Here is a 387-nt window from a genome sequence, read left to right as displayed (position 1 = left end):
TCTTGACTTTAAAAAACATACTAAAGAGGAAACAGATTTTTTAGAAGTAAAAAGTGAAGAATCTCTCTTTTATATCTTAAAAAAATTACTCAAAGATAAAAAAGAGTATGCCCTTTTTTATCACGAAGGCAAAAAATACTTCATTTCTAAAAAAGAAATAATTCAGTATGTTCTCGGTGATCTATAGAGCTTTAAGTAAAAATTTTCTCATCCTTTCAACTTTTACAATTATAATAAGTATATTCCCCGTTAATTTATCCAACGTTCCAAAAAATAGTGATCTTTTATTTCACTTTCTTTTCTACTTCATCTTTTCTATTTTTTGTGATAATAAGAGTGACAGAGCACTCGTTTTTTTAATTCCAATAATTACTGAGTCAGTACAAT

1 protein-coding gene is annotated in these 387 nt (G+C 26.1%); it reads left to right on the top strand.

What is annotated here, in order from left to right; translation table 11 throughout:
* Positions 1-187, top strand: a 187-nt coding sequence (locus ABDH49_03270) for a hypothetical protein (protein MEN3045990.1), incomplete at its 5' end; no start/stop codon positions are given.
* Positions 188-387: the final 200 nt, after the last annotated feature.

The organism is Candidatus Hydrothermales bacterium, assembly GCA_039630235.1.
In the GTDB taxonomy this organism is placed as follows: domain Bacteria; phylum Hydrothermota; class Hydrothermia; order Hydrothermales; family JAJRUZ01; genus JBCNVI01.
The sequence above is the reverse complement of the archived record's forward strand: the minus strand, read 5'-3'. Positions and strand labels throughout refer to the sequence as shown.